At 62.6% G+C, this 26,680-nt stretch carries 15 protein-coding genes; 13 read left to right on the top strand and 2 right to left on the bottom strand.

What is annotated here, in order from left to right; all coding sequences use genetic code 11:
• Positions 1 to 89: 89 nt before the first annotated feature.
• The 13 genes from ABIT76_11155 (at position 90) to ABIT76_11215 (ending at position 25,427) form a co-directional block, all read left to right on the top strand.
• Positions 90 to 7,124: a LamG-like jellyroll fold domain-containing protein gene (locus tag ABIT76_11155; GenBank protein ID MEO7933704.1), complete on the top strand. Its 7,035-nt coding sequence runs from the start codon at positions 90 to 92 to the stop codon at positions 7,122 to 7,124.
• Positions 7,125 to 7,127: 3 nt separating this feature from the next.
• Positions 7,128 to 7,490 (top strand): hypothetical protein, encoded by a 363-nt coding sequence (locus ABIT76_11160; protein ID MEO7933705.1) that lies wholly within the window; start codon positions 7,128 to 7,130, stop codon positions 7,488 to 7,490.
• A 56-nt stretch (positions 7,491 to 7,546) separates the two neighbouring features.
• Positions 7,547 to 8,995, top strand: coding sequence for an MFS transporter (locus ABIT76_11165; protein MEO7933706.1), 1,449 nt, complete (start codon positions 7,547 to 7,549; stop codon positions 8,993 to 8,995).
• A 7-nt stretch (positions 8,996 to 9,002) separates the two neighbouring features.
• Complete coding sequence (locus ABIT76_11170; GenBank protein ID MEO7933707.1) at positions 9,003 to 10,472, top strand: glycosyl hydrolase family 28 protein; 1,470 nt, start codon at positions 9,003 to 9,005, stop codon at positions 10,470 to 10,472.
• A 7-nt stretch (positions 10,473 to 10,479) separates the two neighbouring features.
• The gene (locus tag ABIT76_11175; protein MEO7933708.1) at positions 10,480 to 12,297 is read left to right on the top strand and encodes a DUF2264 domain-containing protein; all 1,818 of its coding nucleotides are present in this window, start codon (positions 10,480 to 10,482) and stop codon (positions 12,295 to 12,297) included.
• Complete coding sequence (locus ABIT76_11180; GenBank protein MEO7933709.1) at positions 12,294 to 13,832, top strand: alpha-L-rhamnosidase; 1,539 nt, start codon at positions 12,294 to 12,296, stop codon at positions 13,830 to 13,832. Before ABIT76_11175 ends, ABIT76_11180 begins: the two co-directional genes overlap by 4 nt.
• Positions 13,833 to 13,837: 5 nt before the next feature.
• Positions 13,838 to 14,014 carry an alpha-L-rhamnosidase C-terminal domain-containing protein gene (locus ABIT76_11185; protein ID MEO7933710.1) on the top strand — a complete coding sequence of 59 codons (177 nt, stop codon included), beginning with the start codon at positions 13,838 to 13,840 and terminating at the stop codon, positions 14,012 to 14,014.
• Between the two features lie 4 nt (positions 14,015 to 14,018).
• Entirely contained in the window at positions 14,019 to 14,429 is a 411-nt protein-coding gene (locus ABIT76_11190) for a hypothetical protein (protein MEO7933711.1), read from the top strand.
• On the top strand, positions 14,426 to 16,825 hold the full coding sequence (locus tag ABIT76_11195; GenBank protein MEO7933712.1) for a beta-L-arabinofuranosidase domain-containing protein: 2,400 nt from the start codon (positions 14,426 to 14,428) through the stop codon (positions 16,823 to 16,825). Before ABIT76_11190 ends, ABIT76_11195 begins: the two co-directional genes overlap by 4 nt.
• 13 nt (positions 16,826 to 16,838) lie before the next feature.
• Positions 16,839 to 18,224: a family 43 glycosylhydrolase gene (locus ABIT76_11200; GenBank protein ID MEO7933713.1), complete on the top strand. Its 1,386-nt coding sequence runs from the start codon at positions 16,839 to 16,841 to the stop codon at positions 18,222 to 18,224.
• A 163-nt stretch (positions 18,225 to 18,387) separates the two neighbouring features.
• Positions 18,388 to 20,049 carry a hypothetical protein gene (locus ABIT76_11205; GenBank protein MEO7933714.1) on the top strand — a complete coding sequence of 554 codons (1,662 nt, stop codon included), beginning with the start codon at positions 18,388 to 18,390 and terminating at the stop codon, positions 20,047 to 20,049.
• A 10-nt stretch (positions 20,050 to 20,059) separates the two neighbouring features.
• A complete protein-coding gene (locus tag ABIT76_11210) occupies positions 20,060 to 22,462 on the top strand; it encodes a glycoside hydrolase family 95 protein (protein MEO7933715.1) in 2,403 nt (800 codons plus the stop codon).
• A 19-nt stretch (positions 22,463 to 22,481) separates the two neighbouring features.
• Positions 22,482 to 25,427 (top strand): TIM-barrel domain-containing protein, encoded by a 2,946-nt coding sequence (locus tag ABIT76_11215; protein ID MEO7933716.1) that lies wholly within the window; start codon positions 22,482 to 22,484, stop codon positions 25,425 to 25,427.
• Here ABIT76_11215 and ABIT76_11220 read toward each other — a convergent pair.
• Both ABIT76_11220 and ABIT76_11225 read right to left on the bottom strand, forming a co-directional pair.
• Positions 25,394 to 25,627 (bottom strand): hypothetical protein, encoded by a 234-nt coding sequence (locus ABIT76_11220; protein ID MEO7933717.1) that lies wholly within the window; start codon positions 25,625 to 25,627, stop codon positions 25,394 to 25,396. The genes ABIT76_11215 and ABIT76_11220 overlap by 34 nt on opposite strands.
• Positions 25,628 to 25,808: 181 nt before the next feature.
• Complete coding sequence (locus ABIT76_11225) at positions 25,809 to 26,678, bottom strand: RluA family pseudouridine synthase (protein ID MEO7933718.1); 870 nt, start codon at positions 26,676 to 26,678, stop codon at positions 25,809 to 25,811.
• Positions 26,679 to 26,680: the final 2 nt, after the last annotated feature.

The following is a 26,680-nucleotide window of genomic DNA, read 5'->3' on the forward strand; positions in this document are numbered from 1 at the left end:
GCGCCGATCCCTACGCCGGCGGCACGGCCTACTCGCGCAGCGGGTCGACGGTCACGCCCCTGTCCGGCGACCGGGTGTTCCAGGTGAACATGACGGCATCGACGACGCCCTATGCGCCCTTTGTGCACCCGGGCGCCTTGCACACGGAGGCCGACTTCGACCGCATGAAGGCCAAGATCGCCGCGGGCACCGCGCCGTGGAAAACCAGCTATGACCAGCTTACGGGCGCCCGCTTCGCGTCAACGGGCTGGGGGCCCACGCCGGCCCAGTATATCAATCGAGGCGGCACAGCGGCCGACAACTACACCCGCGCCCAGTGGGACGCGCAGTCACTCTACGAACTCTCCCTGCGCTGGAAACTCACCGGCGACGTGGCCTATGCAAACCAAGCCGTGTGGATCGCCAACGCTTGGTCGGGCACGCTTCTCGGCATCACGGGCGACAGCAATCAATCCCTCGCCTCCGGCATCTGCGGTTATCTCTTCGCCACCGGCGGCGAAATCCTCAGCACCTACCCCGGCTGGCCTGCGGCGCAAAAGCAGGCCTACAAGGATATGATGATGCGCGTGTTCTACATCGCGAACGAAGAGTATCTTTGGTATCACTTCGGCACGCCCGTGAACGCTGGCGGCAACACGCACTACCGGCTGAACTGGGACGCGGACAACCTGGCCTCGATGGCCGCCATCGGCATCCTTTGCGACAACCGGGCGGTTTACCAGCAGGCTGTGGACTACTTCAAATTCGGCTCGGGCAACGGACGCGTGGAACGCGCGGCGTGGTACATCCACCCCGACGGCACCTCGCAGACCGAGGAGAGCGGGCGCGACCAGTTCCACAATGAGGGCGGCTGGTATTCGATGGGGCTGCTTTGCCAGATGGCGTGGAACCAGGGCGACGACCTCTTCGGCTACGACAACAACCGGGTGCTGCGCGCCTACGAATACATCGCGAAATACAACCTCGGCAACGATGACGTGTCCTGGGTCTATCACAGCAACACCGATACCGCCACCAACGAGACGCTCTCGAGCACCGGCCGATGGGTGGGCAACTACCCCGCCTGGGAGCTGGTTTACAACCACTACGCAAACGTCCAAGGTGTCGCCGCGCCGTGGAGCAAGATCGCGATGAACGTGATCCGGCCCGAGGGGTTCCCCACGCTCACCAGCCCTGCCTCCGCAGCGGATTCCCTCGGCCTCGGCAGCCTCACTTACGCACGGGACGACACGACCACCAGCGCCGCGCCCAGCGGCCTGCTCGCGCAATGGAGCAAGAACCAGCTCATTCTGAATTGGTGGGGCAGCCCCACCGCGACGAGCTACCAGATTCAGAGAACCGCCAGCGGTGCCAGCGCCGCCGGTCCCTACGCGACGCTCGGCACAGCCGTCGAACCCAACCTCAATTTCACGGACACCACGGTGGTGAACGGCGGCAGCTATTACTACAAAGTCGTCGCCATTACTCCGACGGGCAACCTCGAGAGCCCCCCGCTGCTCGCGAACCAGGCGCTCGTTGCCAGCTACAGCTTCGAAGGAAATACGAACGACGGCACCGGCACCCGCCACGCGACCGCCGGGGGCGGTGTCACCGCCCCCGGCTACGCCGCCGGCTTCGGCGGCGGGCAGGCGATTTCGCTCAACGGCACCGACCAATACGTCCAGCTCCCGGTCAACTCCGGCCTCTCCCGCGACGTCACCCTCGCCGGCTGGGTCTATTGGAACGGCGGCAACGCCAACCAGCGCGTGTTCGATTTCGGCAGCGAAATCGAGAAGTTCATGATGCTCACCGTCAAAAACGGCAGCGGCAAATTGCAATTTCAGATGACGACTTCCCGCGTCAACAACGGCACGATCACCCTCGTCGGCCCTACGATGCCGACCGCCACCTGGACGCACCTCGCCGTCACCTTCAACGGCGAAACCGCCACCCTTTACGTGAATGGCAAGCCCGTCGCGTCCGGCTCCTCGCCCCGGCTCGCCCCGATGTTCAGCCAGCCCTTCTGCTACCTCGGCCGTAGCATGTGGAACCCCGACGCCTACTTCAGCGGGCGCATCGACAACTTCCGCATCGCCAATTACGGCATGACCGGAAAGGAAATCTACAACCTCTGGGGCCAGGGAGGTGCCAACGCCGCTCCCGTCTTCACCGCCAACCCGATCAAGCCCGTCGATGCCACGCAGGGCATCAATTACAGCGGCTCCGCGCAGACGCTCGCCAGCCTGGCCACTGATGCCAATGGCGGCACGCTCACCTACTCCAAAGTCACCGGCCCCGCGTGGCTCACGGTCGCCAGCAACGGCGCACTCAGCGGTACGCCTGCGAACGGCGATGTGGGTGTAAACGCCTTTGTTGTCCGCGTGACCGACTCCTCCGGCGCCACCGACGACGCTAACCTCTATATCACCGTCGCCAACGTGAACGACGCTCCGACTTGGAGCACGAACCCCATCTACAAGCTCTCCGTCACGCAGAACATCGCCTACATTGGAACGCTGGCGAACGACGCTTCCGATGTTGATGTCGGCGACACGATCTCCTTCAGCAAGGTCAGCGGCCCCGCGTGGCTGGCGGTCGCCGCCAACGGCACGCTCTCCGGCACGCCCGCCGCGGCCAACGTCGGGGTGAACAGCTTCGTCGTGCGCGCAACCGACTCCTCCGGCGCCTTCAACGACGCGACCCTCACGATCTCGGTCCTCGCGCCCGCCCTGCAAACGCGTTTCCTCCTCGACGGCTCTGCATCCGACAGTCTGGGCGCGACCACCGCGACCCTGACAGGCACCCCGTCGTATGGGACCGGTGTGTTCAACCAATCGCTCCTTCTCGACGGCACCACCAATTATGTGACCCTCGGAACGCTTTCCGGGATGACCTACAACGACTTCACGGTTGCCACCTGGGTTTATTGGAATGGCGGGAACGCCCCGCAGCGCATCTTCGATTTCGGCAGCGGCACCGACGAATACATCTATCTCACGCCCTCCAACGGCTCGAACATGCGTTTCCTCATCCGGGAAAACGGCGTGGACCAATACGTGGACACCGCCCCGCTACCGAAGAACCAATGGGTGCATGTCGCGGTGACCCTTAACGGCAGCACCGCCACCATTTACGTGAACGGCGTGGCCAAGGCGTCCAACAGCGCCGTCACCAACGAGCCGGCCAACATCAGCCTGACGCTGAACTACATCGGCAAAAGCCAGTATGCGTCCGACCCGCTTCTCAATGGCCAGATCGATGACTTCCGCCTCTACAATTACGCGCTCAGCGCCTCGGAAGTCACCGCGCTGCTGAGCGGCGTCCCCGCCATTATGCCGACGGGCGTCCTCGCCGTTCCTGCGTCCAGCAAGATCACGCTGACCTGGAACACGAGCGCCACGGCGCAGAGCTATAGCGTCAAGCGCGGCACCACCAGCGGCGGCCCCTACACGACGATCGCCTCGGGCCTCACCGCCACCAACTACACCGACACCAGCGGGCTCTCCATCGGTGTCACCTACTACTACGTGGTCTCCGCCACCAATACCCTTGGGGAAAGTGCCAATTCAGACGAGGACAGCGTCGTCCTTTCTGATCTCATTGCCTACCTCAAGTTGGATGAGACCTCCGGCACCACCGCCGCCGATTCCAGTGGCAACGGTTTCGACGCCACTCTCGTCAACACCCCGACACGGATCTCCGGCCTCTACGGGAACGCGGTCAACCTGGCCTCCGGGTCGAGCCAGTATGCGACGCTGCCCGCCGGAGTGATGAACGGTCAGACTGATTTCACCCTCTCGGCCTGGGTAAAACTCGGCAGCATTTCGACCTGGGCGCGGATCTTCGACTTCGGGACGGGAACGACGAACTACATGTTCCTTTGCCCCGCGCCTTCGACCGCGAACAAAATGCGCTTCGCCATCCGCACGCCATCGGTGACGGAGCAACAGATCAACAGCGGCACCATCGTGACCACGACCGGGGTCTGGACCCATGTGGCGGTGACCCTCTCCGGGTCCGTGGGCACGCTCTACATCAACGGCGTGGTCGCCGGGACGAACTCGGCGATGACGCTCACCCCGTCGAGCCTCGGGTCCACCACGCTAAATTACATCGGCAAATCACAGTTCAACGACCCGTATCTCAACGGTGCGGTCGATGAGTTCCGCATCTACAACCGCGCGCTCACCGCGGCGGAAGTTCTCGCCCAAGCCACTCCCGCTCCCACCGTTCCCGCGGCACTCACCGCGACGGGCAATGACGGCTACGTGACCTTGAGCTGGCCTCAAGCCGACGCCGCCACCTCCTACACCGTCAAACGCGCCACCGTCAGCGGCGGACCTTACGCCACAGTCACCAACGGCTCGGCGGTGACCGCCACCACCTTCCTCGACACTGGTCTGACCAACGGCAGCACCTATTACTACGTGGTCAGCGCCAACAACTGGCTCGGCTCAAGCGCCGATTCCACGGAAGCGTTTGGCATCCCCTACGCGATTTCCTGGAGCGGTCAGGATATCGGCGCCGTGGCCGCCGCTGGAAGCAGCAGTTACGCGACCGGCACCTACACGGTGATCGGCTCCGGAGCCGATATCTGGAGCACGCTGGATGAGTTTTACTTCCGCAGCGTGCTGGTCGGTGGCGACTGCAGCCTCACCGCCCGGGTGGTGAGCGTGCAAAACACCAATGCCTGGGCCAAGGCCGGCGTGATGGTTCGAAGCTCGCTGGCGGCCAACGCCTCGAACGCCGCCGTCCTGCTCACCCCGACGACCACCAACGGAGTCACATGGCAGACGCGGACGACCGACGGTGGAACCTCCGCCAGCAGCAACACCACCGGCATTGCCCCTCCTTATTGGGTGCGCGTCGTGCGCGCCGGCAACACGCTCCAAGGCTACCGCTCGGCGGACGGATCGACCTGGGTTTCCACCGGCAGCGCGACGATCACCCTGGGCACCAACGTCTATATCGGGCTGGCGGTGACCAGCCACCTCGATGGCACTCCCTGCACGGCGACGTTTGACAATGTCACCCTCGTCTCGCTCCCCGTCGCTCCCGCCGCCCTCACCGCCACCGCCGGCTACCAGGCCGCGTCACTCGGCTGGACGGCTTCCGACGGCGCGACTTCCTACAACATTAAACGCGCGCTCGTCAGCGGAGGACCTTACACGGTTCTGGCCACGGGGGTAAGTGCCCTCAGTTACGCGGACGCCAACCTCACCGCCGGCACGACGTATTATTATGTGGTGTCGCCCGTAAACGCGGCCGGCGAAGGTCTTGATTCCCCCGAGGCATCCGTCATCCCGCTAACCCCCGGCACGACGGTCACCTTCAACTCCGCCTCCGCGCAGGATGGCTATGTGCGCGAGTCGAGCGAGACGAGCAACGCGGGGGGCACGATCACATCAACCAGCCTGCGCATCGGCGACGACTCGTCGGACCGGCAATACAAGACGATCGTCTCCTTCGATACCTCCTCGATTCCAGATGACGCCACCATCATCTCGGCGACCCTGAAGATGCGGCGCTCCGGAGGCAGCGGAACCAATCCCTTCACCACCCACGGAACCTGTTACGTCGATGTCAAATCAGGCTCCGGTTACTCCGCAAGCACCACCTTGCAGATCGGCGATTTCGAAGCCACGGCCGATGTCGCGACGGTGGCTACGATGAGCAATGCGGCGAGCACCGGCGCCTGGTCCACCGGCAGCCTGAATCAAGCGGGACGGGGATTGATCAACAAGACCGGCACCACGCAATGCCGCGTCTATTTCACCCTCGATGATAACGACGACCGAGGGAATGACTACGTCAGCTTCAACTCCGGCGAGGATTCCGCCAGCGGTTATGCGCCGGTGCTGGAGGTGACCTACAATCAGGACGCTCCCGGCATGCAGCCCAACGTCAGCCTGCATTTCAACGAGACCACGGGCACGACGGCGGCGGATTCATCGGGCAACGGTTGGAACGGAACGCTGGTGAACGGCCCCGCCTGGACGACCGGAAAATTCGCCAACGCCGTCAGCCTCGATGGCACCAATGATCACGTAACCCTACCGGCCGGCGTCGTCAGCAGTCTCAACGATTGCACGATTTCCGCCTGGGTGAAGCTGAACAGCGTGACCGCCTGGACGCGCATCTTCGACTTCGGCACCGGCACGGCGAACTACATGTTACTGACGCCCACCAACGGCTCCGGCGTCCGTTTCGCGATTAAGACGACCCCTTCCGCCGAACAAGTGATCACCGGCAACACCGCGATCGCCGCCGGCGCTTGGACGCACGTGGCGGTGGTCTTGTCCGGCTCGACCGGGACTCTCTACGTCAACGGCGTCTCCGTCGGGACCAACACGGCCATGACGCTCAGGCCCTCCAGTCTCGGTGCCACGACCTTGAATTACCTCGGTCGATCACAGTTCTCCGCCGACCCGTATCTCAACGGCGTGATCGATGAATTCCAGATCCACGGCTACGCGATGAGCGTGTCCGAGATCACCGCGCTGGCCACGCCCCCCGCGGCTCCCACCGGAGTCATTGCCACGGCGGGCGACGCCCTGGTCGCAACGATTTGGAATGCCTCGACGCGCGCCACCGGCTACAACGTCAAGTGCGCCACCACCAGCGGCGGTCCCTATACGACCGCGGCCGCCGGCGTGACGACGACTGCGTTCAGCGACTCCGGACTGACCAATGGCACGACCTATTATTATGTCGTCAGCGCGCTCAATGCCATCGGTGAGAGCGCCAATTCAGCGGAAACCAGCGCACGGCCGCTCTCTGCCGTGCAGACGTGGCGGCAAACCTATTTCGGCATGATCGACAGCGTCAGCACCGCCGCCGACACGGCCGACCCGGATGGCGACGGCTGGACCAACGCCCAGGAGTTCCTCACCGGCACCGATCCCACGAACGCCACCAGCACGCTGAAAATCAGCGAACTCCAAGTGAGCGGCAACGACTTCGTGGTAAGCTTTCCGTCCGTATCCGGAAAAACCTACCGCGTGGAGCGCTCCGACACGCTGCAAGCCGGCTCATGGACCACCCTGCTGAACAACATCGCCGGAACGGGCGGCGTCGTGCAGATCACCGACGCTGGCGGGGCCACGCAGAGCAAACATTTTTACCGAGTCGTCCTTCTTCCATAATCTATGAAACTCATTTGCCCGCATTGCACTCAGAACCTCGAAGTCGCCGACGAATGGGCGGGCCACGCCGTGGATTGCCCGAGCTGCCAGCAGGTGCTCACCGTGCCAGCCGTGGGAGAGGCGATTCCGCTTCGCTGCGGCAGCCCCGAAGCCTCCGACGCCCACGCTACGCCGTTCCGTGCCGGGCACTTCCTCGCCGTCGAAGCCGCCGCAGCGAAGCGGGGGTGGGGGATTTGGGGGATTTCTGCTGATGATCTCATTCTCGCGGACGGAGAGTTCGGTTACCGCATTCGCGCCTACAACACCGGAGGCTACTCTGCCTACTCGAACGTCGCTCCGGGCGCGCCCGCGCCGCAGACCAAATGAGCCGCGCGCCCCGCATGACCGCCACCACCATCCACCAACGCCCGTAAGCAATCCCCATGGACACCTCTTCTGCTCACCCGCATCACCACGAAACCGCGCTGAAGGATCGCGTGCCGCTGCGCGAAAAAATAGGCCTCGGCTGCGGCCGCATGGTCGTCGAAGGCACCCACGGCTCCCAATACGTCCTCGCGAATCCGATCTACAACATGACGATGGGCATGAGCCCCGCGTTGCTCAGCCTGATCGACTTCATCAAGCGCATCTGGGACGCGATGATCGACCCGGTCATCGGTCAATTCTCCGATAATTTTCGCTCCCGCTGGGGCCGGCGCCTTCCGTTGATGGCCGTCTCACTCGTGCCGTTGACGTTGCTTTTTGCCGCGTTGTGGTGGTTTCCCCGCGACGCCTCGGGCACAGGGCTCTTCTGGCATCTGCTGATCGTCTCCCTGGCCTTCTATGCCTGCTACGCGCTGTTCTCGATGCCGTTGAACGGACTGCTGCTGGAAGCGACCGACGATTATCACGAGCGCAGCCGCATCGTAGGCGTGTCGCTCGCCTTCGGGTTCGTCATCCAGATCGGCAGCCAGTGGCTGCCGTGGCTCGTTTATCAATTTCACAATTCCGCGACCGGCGCAGCCGATCCCATCACCGGCATCCGCTGGGTCTCGGCGGGTTGTGTCGTCTTTTTTGTCGCGCTTGGCCTCGTGCCGCTCCTGCTCTGCCGCGAGCGCAACTACCACCGCGTGGCCGCCCGTCAGGAAAAAATCGCGCTCCTGGCCAGCCTCCGTGCTGTCTGGCACAACAGCCAGTTCATGACTGTGCTCTGGGCGCGGTTCATCTTCTGTTTCTGCTTCAGCCTCGTCGGCATCATGTCGAGCTACATGAACGTCTATTACGTCTTCGGCGGCGACAAGCAGGCCGCGTTCTCCGCACTGCGTTTCATCGGCTCGTCCTATCACGTCGCCGCGCTGCTCACCTCGCTTTTCTTTTTTCCGTGGCTCGCCCGCCGCATCGGGAAAAAGGCCGCGCTGCAAACCGCCGCCGGGCTGCTCATCGTCGGCTGCGTCTGCAAACTCTTCCTCTACATCCCCGGCCAGCCGTGGTGGCAGCTCATCGTCCTCTCGTTCAACGGCGTAGCCAACGCCGGCTTCACGCTCATCCCCACTTCAATGATCGCCGACCTCGCCGATGAGGACGAATACGCCACCGGCCTGCGCCGCGAGGCTGTCTTCGGCTCGCTGCTCGCCTGGTTCGAGAAAGCGGGCAGTTCCCTTGGCGGCCTCATCTCAGGCCTCCTCCTCGTCTGGATCGGCTTCAACGCCAAATCCACCGGCGGCGTCCAAACGCCTCACACCTTGGAATTGATGAAGTTCAGCTACTTCGCCGCGCCCGCCATCGGCGCCGTGACCGCGCTAGTTCTCCTCCGCCGCTACACCCTCACCGAGGCGCGCGCCTACGAAATCGAAGCCGCGCTCAAACAACGCCGCGCCTCTGCCGCGCAATAAAAATCCCGTGACCGCACTTCAAAAAATCAGTCTCCTGCTTTCTGTGATCCTGCCGCTTTCGGCGTTCGCGCAGTCCCCGGATTGGGAAGCCCCGTTGCGTGCATCCCTTGAAGTCATGGCCGACACGCTCACGAAAACGGTGAAGCCCTGGCCCGTCCCGGATCGCGTCTTCCGCGTCGCGGAGTTCGGAGCCGTCGGCGATGGCGCGACCGTCAACACCACCGCGATTCAAAAAGCTATCGACGCCTGCACCACGGCGGGCGGTGGAGTCGTCCTCGTGGAAAAAGGCGACTACGTCACCGGCACCCTCGTCCTGAAAAACGGCGTGATGCTCGAAGTAGCCAAAGGCGCGCAACTCCTCGGCAGCACCAATCTCGCCGACTACCCCGACCATGTGCCCGCGCGCCTCACGGTCATGGACACATGGATGAAGATGAAGCAGTCGCTCATCTACGCGGAGAACTGCGAGCGCATCGGCATCCGCGGCGCAGGCGTGATCGACGGCCGCGGCACGCAGCAAAACTTCCCCGGCAAAGCCACCATCGCCGAGACACCGGGACGTCCGTTCATGATTCGTATTCTCGACAGCCGCAAAGTCGTCATCGACGGCATCACCCTGCGCAACCCCGCCTGCTGGACGGAAAACTACCTCGGCTGCGACGATCTCATCATCCAAGGCATCCACGTCGAGAGTCAGGTCAACGGGAACAACGACGGCATCGACATCGACAGCTGCCGCAACGTGATCGTCCGCGACAGCCTCATTAACTCCGAGGACGACGGCCTTTGCTTCAAGGGTGCCGGACTGCGCACGATGGAAAACGTGCTCGTCGAAAACTGCAAAATTTACAGCACCTGCAACGCGATCAAGTTCGGCACCGATTCACAGGGCGGGTTTCGCAACGTTCTCATTCGAAACGTCGAAATCGGCGGCGTCCCCGCCAACATGGCGGCCTATCGCCGCACCCGCAGTATTTCCGGTATTTCATGGGGCGCGGTGGACGGCGGCACGGTTGAAAACATTCTCGTTTCCAATGTGAAGATCGATCGTGCGAACGCACCGTTTTGCGTGCGCCTCGGCGACCGTGGCCGCGTGAAACCCGACATGGCCAAGCCTGCGCCAGGCTCCATCCGCCGCCTCGTTTTTGAACACATCACCGGTGGAGACAATGGCTCGTTCGGCTCCCTCATTTCAGGCATTCCCAGCGCGCTTGTGCAGGACGTGATGTTCCGCGACGTTACACTCACCGTGGGTGGCGGCGGCACCGAACAAGATGCCACGCGCAATGTGCCTGAACTCATCAACGCCTACCCCGATGCCTTCAGCTTCGGAAAAACGGTGCCCGCCTACGGCTTCTGGATTCGCCACGCCGCCGGCATCACCTTCGACCGCGTCACGATCACCCCGCAAAAGCCCGACGCCCGCCCTTGCTTCGTCGCCGGCCTGGACACCGCCGAGATAGTGATTCCCCGGTAAAATCCCGATGACCGCCCTTCCCTTCGCCGCCAATCCTCTGCGCACCCGTGCTGATTTGCAGCAACTCGCCCGCGATCTCGCCGCGCCGCTCGTGGCGCATTTTTCACCCGGTCGCGCCCAGGTAAAACTTGGTGCGGGACTCGGTCATTTCGGCGAACAGCCCGGCTGGCTGGAAGGTTTCGCCCGCCCGCTTTGGGGTCTCGTGCCGCTGTCGGCGGGCGGTGGTGAGTTTGAGCACTGGTCGCTCTGGCAGCAGGGAATCGCCTCCGGCGTTGATCCCGCACACTCTGAATACTGGGGCCTGGCCGGCGACTACGACCAACGCAGCGTCGAACAGGCCGCTTTCGCTTTTGCGCTCCTGCTCGCGCCGGAAAAATTCTGGGAACCGCTCTCCACCGATACCCGCGAGCAGCTCGCGTCGTGGCTGCTCCGCATCAACGAGGTGAAAGTCGTCCAGAGCAACTGGCTCTACTTCCGCATCCTGGTGAACCTCGCCCTGCGCCGCTGCGGCCAGACGTTTTCCCAGAAACAAATCGACGCCGATCTCGCGCTAGCCGACACGTTTCACCTCGGCGACGGCTGGTATTCCGACGGCGCCGACAGCGCGCATCATCGCGACGGCCGCACTGGCGATTACTATGTGCCGATGGCGTTTCAATTCTACGCGCTCATCTACGCCAAACTCGCGGGCGATACCGCGCGCGCGGCCGTGTTAACCGAACGCGCCCGGGCGTTTGCGCAAGACTTCCAACATTACTTCGCCGCCGACGGCTCCGCGCTGCCCTTCGGTCGCAGCCTCGCCTATCGTTTCGCCCAGGGTGCCTTCTGGGGCGCGCTCGCCTTCGCCGATGTCGAGGCGTTGCCGTGGGGCGTGATGAAGGGACTCTACCTGCGCCACCTGCGTTGGTGGATGCGTAAGCCGATTTTTTCCGAAACCGGACTGCTAACCATCGGCTACACGTATCCGAATCTGCTCATGGCCGAAAGCTACAACTCCCCCGGCTCGCCCTACTGGGCGATGAAAGCCCTGCTCCCGCTCGCCCTGCCCGAAAGCCACCCTTTCTGGCAAGCCGAGGAAGCCCCGCTGCCGCCGCGCCCTTCGGTGCATACCGTGCCCGGCGCAAATCTGATCCTCACCACCAACCCAACCGGCGACGTCACCGCCCTCAGCCCCGGCCAGCCCTGCCTCGACTGGCCGCGCAACGCCCCGCACAAATATTCCAAAATCGCCTACTCGACGCGCTTCGGTTTCAGCGTCCCCGCCAGCGTGACGACGCCCGCCGAGGGCGGCCTCGACAGCGTGCTCTCGCTCAGCGACGACGGACGTTTCTTCCGCCACCGCGAACACTGTCTCGACGCCACCGTGCACGACGGCGTGGCCTATTCCCGCTGGCAACCGTGGCCCGACGTCGAGGTGCGCACCTGGCTCATCGCCGACGCCACCGGTCACATCCGCGTCCACCACCTGCGCACCACCCGCAAACTCTGGGCACTCGACGCCGGCTTCGCCGTCAACTGGACCACCCGCGCGCATCTCGAAATCGGCCCGACCGAAGTGCGCACCCCGGCCGGTGTGTCGTCGTTGAAAAACCTCCTCGGCGAACGCGAATCCGGCAGTGTGGATCTCGGCGCGAACAGCCATCTGCTCGGCTCGCTCTCGACCATGCCCGTGCTGCGTTCCTTACATCAATCCGGTGAACACTGGCTCGCTTGCCGCGTGGGCGGCGAGCCGGACGAAGGCGCCATCTTCTCCGTCCGCGTGGAATCGAACCGCTGCGCCCTCTTCCGCAATCACGAACTCATATGGAACTCCGCCGACGCATGAAAAAATCCTACTGTCTTTACTTCACACTCGCGGGCGCGTGGCTGGCCACGCTCGCCAGCGCTTTCGCCCAGACCGTGCCGTTGCAAGTGACGCCGCTCGCGCCCGTGCGGGCGGAAACGCGCGGCCCCGTCACATTCGCCGACTTCGGCCAAGATGCCTACGGCAACCTCCAGATCACGATCCCCGCGTTGGCCCGCGCCGCCACCCTCACCGTGCGTCTCGGTGAAAAACTCGCCACCAACGGCACCCTCGACCGCAAGCCGCCAGGCAGCGTCAACTACCGGGAAATCCAACTCGTCACGCGCGACGGCGGCGGCGTTTATAAGCTGACCCTACCATCAAAGAAATTCCATCTCGGCGACGCCTCGGTGAAAATGCCCGCGTCCATCGGCGAAGTGACGCCCTTCCGTTACGTCGAAATCGAAAATTCCCCCGTCCCGCTCACCGCCGAAAACCTGCGTCAGCTCGCCGTCGCCGCGCCGTTCAACGACGACGCCTCCGCCTTCACCTGCTCCGACGAAACCCTCAATGCCATCTGGTCCCTATGTAAGCACACGATGAAGGCGACGAGCGCGTTCGGCGTTTACATCGATGGCGAACGCGAACGCATCCCCTACGAGGCCGACGCCTATCTCAACCAACTCTCGCACTATGCCTGCGATCTCGATCCAAGCGTGGCCCGCGCCACCTTCGCCCATCTGCTCGCCCATCCCACCTGGCCGACCGAGTGGAGCCTGCACATGCCCATGATAGCCGAAGCCGATTACGTTGCGACCGGCGACCCCGTGCTCGCCGCGAAAAACTTCGAGGCGATCAAAAAGAAACTCCTCATGAACAAGGCCGGCCCCGACGGCCTCCTGCGCGCCTCCGCCATTGTGGACTGGCCCGCCGTCGAGCGCGACGGCTACAACGACGGCGTCGTCGATCCGAAGGAGAAAAAGCAAGTCGGTCCCGAGATAAACACCGTCGCCAACGCCTTCTATTATCGCGCCCTCCGCGCCACCGCCCGCCTCGCCACCGCCCTCAAAAAAGACGACGAGGCCCGCGACCTGAGCGCCAAAGCCGACACCGTTTACGCGGCTTTCAACGCCACGTTATTCGACGCGACGCGCGGGATTTATATCGACGGACAAGGCTCCGCCCACGCCTCGCTTCACGCGAATATGTTCCCGCTCGCCTTCGGCCTCGTGCCCGCCGAACGCCAATCCTCCGTCGCCGACTTCGTCCAATCGCGCGGCATGGCGTGCAGTGTTTACGGTGCGCAGTATCTGCTCGAAGCGCTCTACGAAACCGGCCGCGCCGACTACGCGCTAAGCCTCATGACCGCGCGCACCAAACGCGGTTGGTGGCACATGCTGGAGCAAGGTTCTACCATGACACTCGAAGCGTGGGACGCGAAAGCGAAGCCCAACCTCACCTGGAATCACGCGTGGGGCGCGGCTCCGGCCAACATCATCGCGCGCTACGTCCTCGGCGTGCGCCGCTCTCGCCCGGCTACGACCGCATCCTCATCGCACCGCAACCCGGCACGTTGATCTGGATGTCCGGCAAAGTCCCCACTCCGCACGGCCCCGTCGGCGTTGCATGGGAAAAATCTCCCTCGCCCCGGTTTACGATCGATGTGCCCCAAGGCGCCACCGCCGAGTTCGTGCTCCCCGGTTGCCCCCCGGAAACCCTCTCGCCCGGCCGCCACATCATCCCTTTTCAAAAACCGTAAACCCGTGAAGCTTTTCGCCCTCGTCCCCGTCGAGCTCGATCCCTCCGGCATGGCCGACGGCCAGGTAGCCGGCCGCTGCCTCTACAATCGGAACTGCGCCACCATCGCGGTGCGCCACAAGCAAGGCGCGCTCGTGGTCGAGACCGCGCACAACCAGACGATCCTGCGCGGCCCCGCCGTCGCTGCGAAACCGCTCTGGCTGCGCTCCGAGTGGGGTTGGACGCTGTCTGCCGCTTCTCCTATAGCGCCGACGACAAAACCTTCGAGCCACTCGGCGAGCCCTACCGCTTCGGTTGGGCTGATTACCGGCGAACGCATGGGCCTTTTTTCCTACAACAACCAAGGCGACGCCGGTTACACTGACTTCGGCTTGTTCACTTATCGCTCCCACACGCTGATGCCCACTCCATTATGATTTCCCACTCCTTCAAATATCTCGCCTTTTCCATGGTCACTACCTGCTCGGCCTTTGCCTCCACCATACTCGACGCCGTTCCGGTCAAACTTCAGGCCGAGCCGTTCCCCCTCTCGCGCATCCGCCTGCTCGACGGTCCGTTCAAGGAACGCCAGGATCTCGACGCACGCTACCTGCTGGACGTGGTCGAGCCCGACCGCCTCCTCTCGGGCTTTCGCGCCCAGGCCGGTCTCCCCGAAAAAGCGAAACGCTACGGCGGCTGGGAAGCGCGCGGCATCAACGGCCACAGCCTCGGCCACTACCTCACCGCCGTCTCCGCCCTCTACGCCTCCACCGGCGATCCGCGCGCGCTCGAACGCGTCCGCTACGTCGTCTCCGAACTCGCCGACTGCCAGCAGGCCAACGGCGACGGCTACGTCCTCCCCGTCGCAAAAAAAATCTACGAGGACCTGCGCGCCGGAAAAATCCAGGCCACCGCCTTCTCCCTCAACGGCGAATGGGTTCCCAATTACACCCTGCACAAAGTCCTCGCCGGCCTCCGTGACGCCTACCGCTTCGCCGGCTCGACCCAGGCCCTCGACATCGAACACCGCCTCGCCGACTACCTCGCCGGCGTTTACGCCAAACTCACCCCCGCCCAAGCCCAGCAAACCCTCCAGTCCGAGCACGGCGGCATGAACGAGGTCTTCGCCGACCTCTCCGCCGACACCGGCGATCCGCGTTACCTGAAGCTCGCCGAAACCACCTTCAACCAAGATGCCGTCCTCAGCCCCCTCGAACACGGCCGCGACGAACTGGACGGCAAGCACGCCAACACCCAGATTCCCAAGATCATCGGCCTGGCTCGCGAGTATCAGCTCACCGGCGACGAAACCGACCTCGCCGGCGCAAACACGTTCTGGCGCAGTGTCGTCGGGCAACGCTCCTTCGCCAACGGCTCCCATGGCGAAGGCGAGCACTTTTTCCCGCCCGCGCAGTTCCCCCAAAAGCTCAAGCCGCACACCGGCGAGACCTGCGGCTCTTACAACATGATCAAGCTGGGCGGCCTCCTGTTCTCCGTTGAGCCCAAGGCGGACCAGATGGATTTCGTGGAGCGCGCCCTCCTCAATCACATCCTCGCCAACCTCGGCCGCCAGCCCGGCGAATTCGGCTACTTTCTCGGCTTGGAATCCGTCGGCGTGAAGGTCTTCTCCACCCCGGACGATTCCTGGTGGTGCTGCGTCGGCACCGGCATAGAAAACCCCGCCCGCTACGGCGAACAGGTGTATTTCCACCGCCCCGACACGCTCTGGGTCAACCTCTACATGGCCAGCACCCTCGACTGGCGCGAGCGCGGCGTGACCCTCCGCCAGGAAACCAAATTCCCAGAAGGCGACACTGTCTCCTTCACCATCGCCGCCGCCCAGCCCGCCCGTTTCACCCTCAAGCTCCGCCACCCCTACTGGTGCGCGCAGCCCGAAGTCACCGTCAACGGCCAGCCCGTCGCCGTGACCTCCTCGCCTTCGTCCTACCTCACGCTTGATCGCACCTGGAAAACCGGCGACCGCATCCAGCTTCGTCTTCCCATGACGCTGCGCACCGAGCCGCTGCCTAATTCCGGCGGCAAAACCGTCGCCCTCCTTTATGGCCCGCTCGTGCTTGCCGGCGTCGTCCCTACTCCGTCCGGCGCACCCGATCCCGCGAAACAACGTTTCTCCGACCACCTCAAAGGCCGCGGCCTGACCGATCAGCCCCCGCCCGTGCTCGTCGCCGCCGACACCGCCGATCTCCTCGCGCATCTCCGGCCCGACGGCAACACCTTCGCCTCCTTCCGCAGCGACGGCGTGGTCAAGTCCTCCGATCTCGCCTTCGTCCCGCTCTACCTCATCTACGAGGAACACTACGCGGTTTATTTCCCCCTGCTCACCCCCGCCGACTGGACCGCCCGCGAGGCGTCCATTCGCGCCGAAGACGAACAACGCGCCCGGCTCGCCGCCGCCACGCTCGACACCGTCGAACCCGGTTTCCAGCAATCCGAAGTCGAACACAAATTCGCCTCCGACCGCAGCGAGACGGGTGATTTCCGCAACCGCAAGTGGCGCGACGCGCTCCCCGGCGGCTGGTTCTCCTACGAGATGGCCGTCGATCCGGCCAAACCCATCGCGCTGGTAGCCACGTATTGGAGCGACGACCGCGGCCGCGAATTCGACATTGAGATCGACGGACGCCGCCTCGTCACCGCCAAGCCGTCGTATAACAAAGCCCTCTCCTTCTACGAAGCCACCTACGCAATTCCCCCCGAGCTTACGCGGGGTAAGACCACGGTGACTGTCCGCTTGGTCGCCACCCACGGTCGAATCGGCACCTTCGGCTTCCGCACCATGCTTGCCGCCTCGCTCAATCCCCAAGACCACTAATCCGCGAAATGCCATGACCTTGCGCCTTCCTTTTGTTTTTGCCGCCGGCCTGCTGGCCTCCGGCGCCTCGGCCCTCGCAGCCACCACATCTCCATTTGGGCGCCCGCTCATCCCCGACATGGTGGCCGACGCGAGCATCGTTGATATCGACGGCGTCTTTTATTGCTATGCCACGACCGATGGCTGGGGCCAGGGACTCAAAACTTCGGGCACTCCGGTCGTCTGGAAATCGAAGGACTTCCTGAACTGGAGCTTCGAAGGCTCCATTTTCCCCAACAACTTCAATGTCAAATACTGGGCGCCCAGCGCTCCGGTGAAGCACGACGGCCGCTACTACCTTTTCCCGACGCTGGACGGAAAAATCACCGCCACCGTTGCAGACCATCTGACCGGCCCCTTCCACACGCTGGACGGCAAGGACATCTTCCCCGGCTCGGGCTGGAGCCCGTTTCCCATCGATCAAAAATCCGCGATCGACGCGGAGATCTTCCGCGACGACGACGGACAATCCTACATGTTCTATTCTCGCCGCCGCATGGTGAAGCTCAAGCCCGACCTGTCCGGCCCCGACGGCCCTGTCGTCACCTTGAACACGGGCGAAACCCAATACTCCGAAGGCCCGGCAATTTTCAAACGCAAGGGCATCTATTACTACCTCTACACGCTCGGCGGAGATGAAAAATATGTTTACTCCTACGTGATGAGCCCCACGTCCGTGGAGGGTCCTTGGTCGATCCCGACGGAGAAAATCATCGCCAAGACCGACGCCTCGGTCGGCCTTTACGGCCCTGGCCACGGCAGCTTCTTTCACCCGGAAGGCACGGACGACTGGTATTTCGTCCACCTCGAATACGGGCGCGGCAGCGCCAACCGCCAGACCTTCGCCCAGAAAATGACGTTCAATGCGGACGGCACGATCCAGCCGATCACGTTGACCAACCAAGGCGTCGGCGCACTTCGCAAAGTCTCCTCGCGTTGTCCCAACCTCGCGCTTGCCGGCACCGCCACGGCGTCCTCGGTCCGTACGGATCTCAAGGTGAAGCCGAACCAAGACCCTTCACTCAACCGCACAGAGACCTTTGCTCCCGATCTCGCTCTTGATGACTCCAACGGCAGCCGCTGGATGGCCGCCGACGGCGATGCCTCGCCCTGGTGGCAGATCGATTTGGGCGCTCCGCGCGACATCGTGGGCACCGAAGCCTACTTCGTGAAACCGGCCGCCTGCCACGCCTATCGCCTGGAGTCCTCACTCGATGGCCAAACCTGGACGCCCTACGGCGGCCATGAGGAACTCGCACTCCGTTCGCCGCACGTTGATCAAAAGCCGGTTCGCGCCCGTTACTTGAAACTCACGATCCTCCAAGGCTCCCCGGGATTGTGGGAGTTCCGCGTCTATTGAGTAAGCCGCATTGGATTTCTCGTTACCTCATGAATCTGAATCATACAATTCTTGATTGCCTGATGTTAACCGGCTCGGCAAATTCCCAAGTGTGCCTTTCCCCGACCGGCGGTTGCGCTGCTTTGCTCTCGCCCGCCTCCCGAGCTGAACCATCCATCGCGCCATGAAACGATCTCTCTGCCTCCTGCTCACGAGCCTCGCGTGCATGATTTGCGCGGCTCCCATGCCGACTGCGGCGTCCTCCGATTGGCAATGGTCCGTGCCGATGGGCAAGGGCCGCGCGTTCCTCTGGATTCCGCCGGAGTGCAAACAACTGCGCGCTGTGGTCGTCGCGCAGAACAACATGATCGAGCAGGGCATCCTCGAGCATCCGGACTTCCGCCGGGCGCTGGCGGCCGAAGGCATCGGCGAGGTGTTCATCGCGCCGATTGCGGATCTGGTTTTCGAGTTCGAGCAGGGCGCCGGCGAGCGGTTCGACGATCTGATGAATCGACTGGCCGCCGTGTCCGGCTACACGGAGCTGAAATTCGCGCCGGTCGTGCCGCTCGGGCACTCGGCGTGCGCGAGCTTCCCGTGGAATTTCGCGGCGTGGAATCCCGGCCGCACGCTGGCCGTGCTGTCCGTTCACGGCGACGCGCCGCAGACGAATCTCACGGGCAGCGGGCGGCCGAACCCCGATTGGGGGACGCGCAACATCGACGGCGTGCCCGGCCTGATGGTGATGGGCGAGTATGAATGGGGCGACAACGAGCATGGCGTTGATCGCCTCTCTCCGGCGCTGACCTTCCGGCAGAAGCATCCGAAGACGCCGCTCGCGATGCTGGCCGAGCCTGGCAGCGGGCATTTCAATTACTCAGACCAGCTCGTCCGCTTTCTCGCAATGTTCGTGCGCAAGGCCGCGGCGGAGCGGCTCCCGACCGAAATGCTGCTGGATCGACCAGCGGTGCTGAAGCCAGTCGATCCCACGAAAGGCTGGCTCGTCCAACGCTGGCACTTGAACCAGCCGCGGACGGTCGAGCCAGCGCCGTGGGCCGCCTACAAGAGCGACCCGAAGGAGGCGTTCTGGGCGTTCGACGAGGAGACGTCCCGTGCGATTCAGGACTACGGAGCGGATCAGCCCGGCAAACAGCCGCAGCTCGTGAGCGTCACCGCGGGTGGCCAGCTTCCGGGCGAAGGATGCGGGGAGCCGGTGGAGCCGGCGTTTCTTCCCGATGCGGACGGTGTGACGTTCCATTTAAAAGCGGCGTTCCTGGACGCCGTTCCCGGCGACGCGACTCACAACCAGAATCCTGCGCGTTGGACGTATTTGTCGGCTGGCTCACTGCTCGAACACGCCACCGGCGGCGGCCCGATCACGCTGCGCAAAATCGTCGGCCCCGCGATCCAGATCGACGCGAACACCTTCCAATTCGCGATGAACCGGCTCAACTCGACCGAAGACCGCCGCAACTTGGACATCTGGGTCTGGGCCAGCCATCCGGGCGACGCGAAGTTCAAAAGCATTGTGCAGCAGGCCATGATTCGCGTGCCGCAAAACATCGAAGGCGCGGAGCAATGCATCACCTTTCCTGGGATTCCCGACCAGCGGGCGGGAGCGAAATCAGTGAAGCTCGCCGCCACCTCCGACGCAGGCACGCAGGTGCGCTATTACGTGCTCGAAGGTCCGGCGGAAGTGGACGGCGACGTGCTGAAATTCACGCCTATCCCGCCGCGCGCAAAATTCCCGATCAAAGTAACCGTGGTCGCGTGGCAGCGCGGCCTCTCCGGCGAAACTAAAATTCGTGCCGCCGAGTCCGTCGTCCGGGAATTCAATCTCACCCAATAACATCCAACTCATGATCCTCCACCGTCTCATTTCAAACGTTTGCGCCGCCATGTTCGTTTCCATAGCTTCACTCTCTGCGAATACCGACGTTCCCAATCCCTCCACCGCGCTGTGGTATGACAAGCCCGCCTCGCAATGGATCGAGGCGCTGCCGCTGGGCAACGGCCGCTTCGGTGCGATGGTCTTCGGCGACCCGGTGAAGGAACGCATCGTGCTCAACGACATCACTGTCTGGTCTGGCGGCCCGCAGCCGAAAGCGAACAACCCCGATGGCTGGACGCACCTCGCCGACATTCGCAAGGTGATCCGCGAGGGGCGCTACGACGAGGCGGAAAAGCTCTGCAACCAGTTCCTTACCTGCCAGGCAAACTACGACGAGAACAAATATCAGATGCTCGGCGATCTGAATCTCGACTTTCAGCCGCCCCTCGGGGCGGTGAGCGATTACCGGCGCTGGCTGAATCTCGAAACGGCCGAGGCCGGTGTGCAATATAAGGCAGGCGGGGTGAGCTACGAACGCGAGTTGTTTTGCAGTGCGCCCGACAAGGTGCTCGTCCAGCGAATGTCCGCGAGCCGGCCCGGAGCCTTGAGTTTCAGCATGAAGCTCGGGCGGCCCGAGAAGGCGCAGACGAAGTTCGTCGCGCCAGACATGCTCGTGATGACGGGCAACACAGGCGCGAACCTCGACTATCAGGTAAACGTTCGAGTGCTACTCAAGGGCGGCAAAATCACGGGCGAGGGGAATACGTTAAAAATCGAGGGCGCGACCGAAGCCCTTGTCCTCGCGACCGCGAACACGTCCTACGTGATGGACTATGCGAAAGGCTACAAAGGTGCCGATCCCGCCGTCGCGGCGAAAGAACTCCAAGCCGCCGCGGCGAAGAGCTTCGCGCAGCTCAAGGCCGCACACCTCGCCGATTACCAGAAATATTTTAGTCGCGTGAAACTCGACCTTGGCAAGACTCCCGCTGCGAACAAGCCCACGGACGAGCGCCTCCGTGCCTATGGCGACGGCAATGGCGACCCCGCGCTCGTAGCGTTGTTCTTCCAATACGGCCGGTATTTATTGATCTCGTGCAGCCGTCCCGACAATCCCGCGCCCGCGAATTTGCAGGGTCTGTGGGCCGACGGCCTCAGCACGCCGTGGAACGGCGACTACACGATTAACATCAACTTCGAGATGAACTACTGGCCCGCCGAGCCGACGGGTTTGAGCGAGATGCACACGCCGATGCTCCGCCACATCGAGAGCCTCGCCGAGCCCGGTGCCAAGACGGCCAAAGCGTATTTCGGGCCAAACGCGCCCGGCTGGGTGACTGGACCAAAGAGCAACGTCTGGGGCTGGGCGAGCCCCGGTGCGCGCCTCTCGTGGGGCGTGTGGTTCGGCTCGAACGGCTGGCTCTGCCAGCATTTCTGGGAGCATTACGCGTTTACGGGCGATAGCGAGTATTTGCGCTCGGCTTACCCAACGATGAAGGGCGCGTGCGAGTTCTGGCTGGCCGAGCTGGTCGAAGGTGAGGACGGCAAATTGATTACCTCGCCTTCCAGTTCACCAGAGAACTTCTTCTTCACCGACACGCACCTGAGATCAAGCGTGTGCGAAGGCGCTGAGATGGAGAAAGCAATCGTGTGGGATCTTTTCGACAACACAGCCCAAGCCTGTGCCGCGCTTGGCATTGACGCTGATTTCAAAGCGAAAATTCAAGCTGCGCGCGACCGCATTCGCCCTCCGCAGATCGGCAAGGCCGGCCAACTCATGGAGTGGGGAGGGGATTGGGACATGAATTCCAATGACATGCACCATCGCCACGTCTCGCACCTCTATGGACTGCATCCCGGCCACCAAATTACCGCTCTCGGCACACCGGAACTGGCTGCAGCGGCAAAGAAGACTCTGGAGCTTCGCGGCGACGAAGGCACCGGCTGGAGCAAGGCATGGAAGATCAACTTCTGGGTGCGGCTGCGTGATGGTGATCATGCTTTTAAAATTCTCGCCGAGCAGCTTCGACCGACCGAGGAATTGAAGGTGGTGATGAGCAAAGGCGGCACCTATCCGAATCTTTTCGACGCGCATCCTCCTTTTCAAATTGATGGCAACTTCGGAGCGACCGCCGGCATCTCCGAGATGCTGTTGCAAAGCCAAGAGCGTTACACCGATCCCGCCGCGCCGGATCAGGCGAGCTACATCATTGACCTCCTGCCCGCACTGCCGAGCGCATGGCAAAATGGTTCCGTCCAAGGCCTGCGCGCGCGGGGCGGCTTTGAGGTTGATCTAAGTTGGAAGGACGGAAAGCTCACGTCGGCGACGATTCGTTCACTGCTCGGTCGCTCTGCCAAACTTCGATCCGGACTTACCACGCGCGAAGTAAAACTCAAAAAAGGTGAATCGCTAACGTGGGACGGACGTTTGTAATCCCCAGTCACAGAATCAAATGAAACTCAAAACTACTCCATCCATTCTCCTCGCTGGTGCCTTGTTCATTCATGCCGTTGGTGCCCTCGCGCAAGTGCCGACGGGAATCAATGACGCCGGACAGCTTGTAGAAATTGCCAGCGTGGAGACGCCCGGATTCACTTTTGCCAAACTCCAAAGCGGCGTCCAAATCCGCGTCGGTGGCCTGACCAAAAACATCCTCTTTTACGGACCCGGCATCGTCCGCGTGAATGCCAACCCCGGCAAGGCAGACACCACTCAGCCGAGTCTCACGATTATGACGCAGCCCGCTGCTGTGCCGTTTGAAACCAAAGATACCGCCAATACGCTGACGATTTCCTCGGAAAAGCTGCACGTGCTGGCGGACAAGAAAACCGGTGCGCTAACCTTTCAACGACCCGACGGAACGGTCATCACACGCGAGAAATCAGCGGAAGTTAAGGAGGTCACCATCTCCGACGCTCCGACTTATGAAGTGCGGCAGACGTTCACGCTCACGCCCGATGAATCACTCTACGGTCTCGGCCAATATAATCAGCGCTACATGGATTATCGCGGCAAGGAAGTGTTGCTCGTGCAGACCAATATCGGTATCGTCATCCCGCTGCTCGTCTCCACGAACCGCTACGGCATCCTCTGGGACATTTATTCCAAGAGCATCTTCAAAGACAACGCTTCCGGCGCATCGTTCTGGGCCGAGAGCGCACCCGCTGGCGTGGATTATTACTTCATCGCCGGGCAGGACATGGATGGCGTGATCGCGGGCTACCGCCAGCTCACCGGCAAGGCACCGATGTTTGCAAAATCCGCCTTCGGCCTCTGGATGAGCAAGGAGCGCTACAAAACGCAGGATCGGCTGATCGAAGTGGTGCGCGAATTTCGCAAGCAGCAGATACCCCTCGATAACATCGTGCAGGATTGGCAATACTGGGGCGGCCACATCGGCGCGAGAGATGATTGGAAGGCTCCTTGGGACGACAAGTGGAGCGGCATGATCTGGGACAAGGAACGCTTTCCCGATCCCGTCGCGCTGACGAAAACGCTACACGACGAGCTGCATGTGAAGCTCATGAACTCGATCTGGCCGTCCATCGGAAACGGCACCGAGCTGGCGCACGAACTCGACGCGAAAGGGTTGCGCTTCGAGCCGCTGCACTGGATCACGAAGCAGGCACGCATCTACGATGCGTTCAGCGCCGAGGGCCGTGAGATTTATTTCAAGCACGTCAAAAAAGGTCTGCTCGATGTCGGCGTGGACGCGCTCTGGATGGACGGCACCGAGGTCGAGGTGGGCAGTGCCTGCCACGACGCGGCCAAGGTCGAGGCGGATATTAAAAGCCTCGGGAAAAACGCTCTGGGTGACTTCACCCGCTACCTGAATCCTTACAGTCTGGAAACTACCAAGGGCGTCTATGAGGGCCAGCGAGCGAACGGCAACAAGCGCGTGCTCACCCTCACGCGTTCGTCGTGGGCGGGCCAGCAGCGCTACGCGGCGCTCCCGTGGTCGGGCGATACCACTTCAAGCTGGCAGACATTTCGCGATCAAATTGCTGGCGGCATCAACGTCGCATTCGCGGGTCACCCGTATTGGACTCAGGACACGGGCGGCTTTTTCGTCCCGGGCAACTGGCGCAAAGGCCGCGAAACCACGCCTGAATACAACGAACTCTTCGCCCGCTGGAACCAGTTCGGCGCGTTCAACCCGATCTACCGCATCCACGGCGCCGACATCGAGCGCGAGCCGTATGTTTTCAAGGACGCCGACCCGGAGGTCTTCCAGTCGCTCATCGCCACCAATCATCTGCGCTACCGCCTGCTGCCCTACATTTACAGCCTCGCCTGGATGAGCACCGCGCAGGATTACACCATGATGCGCGGTCTGCCGATGGACTTTCCAGATGACAAAGCGGCGCGCAAGCTCGACGACGAGTTCATGTTTGGTCCTGCCTTTCTCGTGCATCCGGTGACGCGCGCAATGGTTCGCGTGCCGACTCCTCCGCCGGGCACAATTCCAGCCGCAGTCTTTCGTACGCCCGACGGCAAGCCCGGCATTGAGGTGCAATACTTCGAGGGCAGGAATTTTGAAAAACCCGCAGGCAAGATCATCGAGGCGAAAGTGGATCACACCTGGCCCGGGCCGCCGCTGGCCGAACCGCCCGCCGGACTGAAAAGCTGCGACAATTTCTCCGCTCGTTGGGAGGCGACCATCACCATGCCGGAGGATGGCGAATACGAGATCGGCGCGGAGGGCGACGATGGCGTGCGAGTGTGGCTCGACGGCAAGCTCACCGTGGACGATTGGGGCACGCATGCAATGCGGTGGAAAGGGCAGAAGCTCACATTTCGCAAAGGGCAGCAGGTCGCCCTAAAGATCGACTACAATCAAGGCAGCGGAGATCGCGGTTTGCGCCTCGGATGGCGGACACCAAGCGAACTAAAAGACCCGACGGGCAAGAAAGTGGCCGATGCGCAGGAAACCTACCTGCCATCGGGCGCGGACTGGTATGACTTCTGGACGAACGTGCGCCACCCCGGCGGCCAGACTGTGAAGCAATCAGTGCCGCTCGACCGGATGCCGTTGTTCGTCCGAGCCGGTTCCATCGTGCCCTTTGGCCCTGTCGTGCAATACGCCACAGAAAAGCCGGACGCTCCTTATGAAGTGCGGGTGTATCCCGGTGCTAACGCAACGTTCACCCTCTACGAGGACGACAACGAAACCTACGACTATGAGAAGGGGCGTCGCGACACCTGCACACTCTCGTGGAATGATGCGGAGCGCACCCTCACCATTGGAGAACGCAAGGGCTCTTTCCCCGGCATGATCTCCACGCGCACGCTGAACATCGTGCTAGCCGCGCCAGACCAGAACGCGGGCATTACCGCCGCTCCGCAGGCTGTGAAATCCATCACTTACACAGGCAAGCCGATCGCGGTGAAATTCTGAGTTCCGGCAAACCGAAAGCCCGTGATACGAACTCCATTTTCGCCGTCGGCGTGCTGACCAGCTCGCTCGCCGTTGCTGAAGACAGCCAGCAAACTCTGGCGTCCGCCTCCCTCTTGGCGGGGCGCAGTTTGAAACTGGAGTGGAATCGAAGTCGCGGCTGATGGCGCGACGCTGAAGGTTCCCGGTGAGGCAGTTTTCACGGTGCATGCCGTTTGAAAAATGTTCCTGGCGAGGCGCCCGCCAGATGATGGGCGCGTGCAGGAACTGAAACTAACCGGACTCTCCGACAATGGCCGGGATCTAAGTGTGCAAATTCCAGAGCTTAAAAATGGGGCGGTTGTCCGCACCGAGGAAAGCAAATGAAGCGGCCAGTGAGCGGGGTTAGAATAGATTCGCCAGCGCCTTTGGCAACGGCGAGGTGAAGTGCATTTCCTTGCCTGTAACGGGGTGGGGGAAACGCAGCGAGGTGGCGTGGAGTCCGAGTCGTTTCGCGGGATCGCTGACGGCTCCATATTTGTTGTCGCCGATGATCGGATGCCCGGCGTCGGAAAGATGGACGCGAATCTGGTGGCGGCGTCCGGTGCCGAGGGTGAGTTCGACCAAAGTCCGCCAGGTCGTGCGGGCGAGCACGCGAAAATGCGTGACCGCATAGCGCGTGACATCGCTCTCCGGCGCGCTGTGGACCTTGTAGGGATTCGTCTCGTCGAGATGGCTGTCGAACGTGCCAGAGTCGAGTTTCATGCGATTCTCGGCGACGGCCTCGTATTTTTTTTCGGCCTGATCCCAGTTGGATTGCAATGTCTCCTTGGCCTGCGGCGTCTTGGCGAAAATCATCAGGCCCGAAGTCTCGCGGTCGAGTCGATGAACAATCCAGACGCGTTCCTTCGCCTTCGCTTGCCCTTGGCGGAGATACTCGGTGAGCTGAAAGTAAGCCGTTTTTTCCGGTTCCGCCTCGCTGGCGATGCTCAGGAGATTGGACGGTTTGTCGATCACGAGAATGTGCGCGTCCTCGAAGTAAATCTTGATGCCCGCACCGACGGTCGTCTTCGGAATAGCAAACCGATCTCCGCGAATGCCGACGACATCGCCGGGCTTGAGAGCGTGATCAAACTGGCTGATCGGCCGGTCATTCACGATCACGGCTTGATGCTTCAGCCACGTGCGGATTTGCTTCTTTTTTTCCGCCGGCCAGGCTTCAAACAAACTGGCCAGAAGCGGGCCGGGCTGGGCAACGGTAAACGGGGCGGGCATGG

The sequence above is a fragment of the Chthoniobacterales bacterium genome, assembly GCA_039930045.1.
Classification (GTDB): Bacteria; Verrucomicrobiota; Verrucomicrobiia; order Chthoniobacterales; family DASVRZ01; genus DASVRZ01.